This is a genomic window from Marinobacter sp. (assembly GCF_046484525.1).
Taxonomy (GTDB): Bacteria; Pseudomonadota; Gammaproteobacteria; order Pseudomonadales; family Oleiphilaceae; genus Marinobacter.
On sequence record NZ_JAWOIS010000032.1, the window covers coordinates 1 to 2,961 of the forward strand.

At 57.7% G+C, this 2,961-nt stretch carries 3 protein-coding genes; all 3 read right to left on the reverse strand.

Annotation, left to right across the window (positions count from 1 at the left end; translation table 11 throughout):
* Positions 1-1,337 (reverse strand): LysM peptidoglycan-binding domain-containing protein (locus tag R6W86_RS07350; protein ID WP_410328722.1); only part of this gene is annotated, 1,337 nt, incomplete at its 3' end.
* Positions 1,337-2,131 carry a DUF4123 domain-containing protein gene (locus R6W86_RS07355; RefSeq protein ID WP_410328723.1) on the reverse strand — a complete coding sequence of 265 codons (795 nt, stop codon included), beginning with the start codon at positions 2,129-2,131 and terminating at the stop codon, positions 1,337-1,339. The genes R6W86_RS07355 and R6W86_RS07350, both read right to left, overlap by 1 nt.
* On the reverse strand, positions 2,128-2,961 hold an 834-nt coding region (locus R6W86_RS07360), incomplete at its 5' end, for a bacteriophage T4 gp5 trimerisation domain-containing protein (RefSeq protein ID WP_410328724.1). The genes R6W86_RS07360 and R6W86_RS07355, both read right to left, overlap by 4 nt.

The window sequence follows — 2,961 nt, forward strand, 5'->3', positions numbered from 1 at the left end:
CCCAGCGCCCCCTCAACTTTCTTTCCAATAGTGCAGAGCTTGTCCCACTCTCTTTGCTCCGTCAGAACATCCTTCCAGCGCAGCTCACCGGCCACCTCACATCCGCCACGGATGCCTGCGAATACACCCGCTTCCATACCCGCTTTTTGCCCGTTTTTTCGCGCCGCAATGCCCTTCAGCGTCGGAAGGCCATCGGTGGTGGACACATGGACATTGCCAGCAATCAGCGCCGAAGCACCGGCGAAGCCGGAAAGCGAGGCGTTGATCGCCGCCTGGAAATGGCCCAATGAAGCAATTCTTCGCTCCCCGTCCCAGCCTCCAACCCGGTAAGGAATCCGGATCTCAGACCGGTTATTCACCGGGAACGCCTGCTCAATGCCAACTTTGCCCTGGGCCAGCGCATACTGTCCTTCCGCTTTCGCCTGGAAATGCACTTTTCCTTTTCGAGGATCGAATTCACCTGAGGCCGTCGCGCCAGCGGCGAAGCGCATGAACTGTGCCTCGGCAGAGGCGTCGAACCCGGTTTCATCCACAGCTTCCCGTCGGGCCTGGGCATCGCCCCAGATGGACCAGGACGCCTCGTCGTAGAACCTGTTCAGCGTTGTCATGAGCGCGCCATTCTGATCCGGTTCCCACAAGGTTGCGTTGAACTTTATGTTGAGTTCGCTTCGAATGGCATCCCGCAGCTTTGCCGGGTCAACACCGTTTTCGGTCAACCAACCCTGGCTACGTGCCCGATCTCTGGCCGCAATAGAGTACCTGCGCGGGTGATTCGCGATCTTGTCAGAGCGCACGAAGGTGACGTGTTTGTTGCCAGCCAGCCGCTTTATCTCGGTAATGGGCGGGATGGTTTGCATGTCGTTGGTCAACACCGAACGTGCTTCCAGTTCGTTGACCAGGCGTTCCTTTTCTTCCTGTATTTCCGACAACAACTGCCCCTCGCCGTCCATTGGGCTGAGCTCGGAATCCTTCTCGCCATCATCAAGCCCGTTCAGGTTGCCGTAGAATTCGTTAATGGGTCCGCATACGAACTCTTCTTCCTCGATCCACTCGGAAAACTCATCCGCCGTCAGAAGGATCAGTTCGTCGGCCCCGGTAACGTGAACAACTTCTACGATTTCTTCGGAACAGGAGGGCTCCTGAGCAACTTGCCCGACTTCACACCTGGAAAACCCTGCATCATTTGCAGCCGGCAGCTTGAGCAACTGGCCCGGGAAAATACGGTCCGGGTTTTCAATGTCAGGGTTGAGCCGCATCAGGCTGCTCAGGGTGGTTTGGTGCCGTTGTGCAATCGCACTGAGGGTATCGCCGGAGCGAACGGTGTATTCAGAACTCATCAGGCAACTCCGTATGCCAAATGTTTATCCAATGCGTTCAAACGCGCGCGTTCCGACAGCTCGGGGTTTGACAGTATGGCCTGGCTCTGCGGGTGTTTGATCCGGTCCCCATGGACCATTGCCAGCTCTGCGTATTGGCTGACATCCTTCTCGGTCCGGAAGCCGAGTGAGTTTGCGTCCTCAATCAAACGGTTCAGCCTTATTCGATTGTCCAGCCCAAGAAAGCGGCCCAGCTTTTCGACGAACTCGTCCTTTGCCCCGTCCGACAACGCTACCATGTGCTGTTCGGAGAGCACGAACCATCCTTCCTCGGAAGCTGCTTTGGCGGGGGCTGAACCCTCCGCTGTGACTCGCTGCCAGGAGCCATCAGGCTGGAATGCCCGCCATTCCATTACCGGGCCACTGAAACGGTTTCGCTCCTGATCATTGAAGGCCGACATTAACCGCTGAAGCTGTTTGGGCGAGTAAAAACGCAGATAGGCATATCCGCCATCCGGTAACTGCACGCTCAACAGGCTGCGCAAATGCTCCGCGATGACCGGCATGCTCTCTTTTGCAACGAGGATCACCGCTTTCTCCTGCCATTGTGACTGCGCTTGCCATAATCGGGTCGCCCCGGACGGCCTCACCAGGCATGGGCTGACCTCTAGGGCTGACTCATGGGGCGTGCCCAGAAACAGATACTCCACATCAGGCTGGTCATCGTTTTCATAGATAAACCGTGATGCGTTGATGGCCGCGCCATCCAGCAGGATGCAGGCCTGCGCCATGGTGCTCGAATCCAGTTCGGTCATGTGGTTGCACTCTCGCAGGAACAGGAAGTAAGCGCGCAGCAGCCATCGGGCTGACGCCCACACTGTTTGACCAGTGCAACGTCCTTCTTCGCCGCCGCCTTCAAGGCTTGCACCATGCCTGGAGCAGGACCTGACAGGGCTCGGGTGTCGGTTTCCGCGAGCTGCACAGGCGCATTTCTGCCAGATTGCTCGCTCAGATTCGCGGGCAATTCCGGGCCTTGAACCGCCGCCCCGCTCCCACTCCCCGGCGCGCCACCGGAATTCATCCGCACCAGGGGCCCGGAAACTGTGACCCCGCTGGGATCCAACTTCAAGAAGCTGCCACCCGCCTTGATAGTTACCTCTGCCCCCGCCTCAATGACGATCTTCAAACCGGCCTTGTGGTGGATTTCGCTGCCGGCTTCAACAAGCTGGTTTTTGCCCAGTTTGCTGTGGTGGCTTCCACCCACCGCCAGGCTGTAGTCACTGCCAACAGCCGCACGATACTCGCCACCAATAATGTGGTGCTCATTACCTTTGGTATGGCTGAGACGGTTATTTTCCACAGTCAGGTGACTGTCGTTCCGGATGACCTCGGTGCGATTGTGTTCGGTGAGCAGGTCCAGGTCTTTCTGGGCATGGAAATAGATCTGCTCTTCCCCGGCCTCGTCCTCAAATCTCAGCTCATTGCTGCCCTCGCCCTTGTGGGTTTTGGTTTTCAGGGTGGTGCGGGTCTTATGCTCCGGCAGTGAATACGGTGGTGTGTTAGTGGCGTGGTGGGTTCGGCCCGTGATGATGGGTTGGTCAGGATCCCCGTCCAGAAAGCTGACAATGACTTCATGGCCGATCCG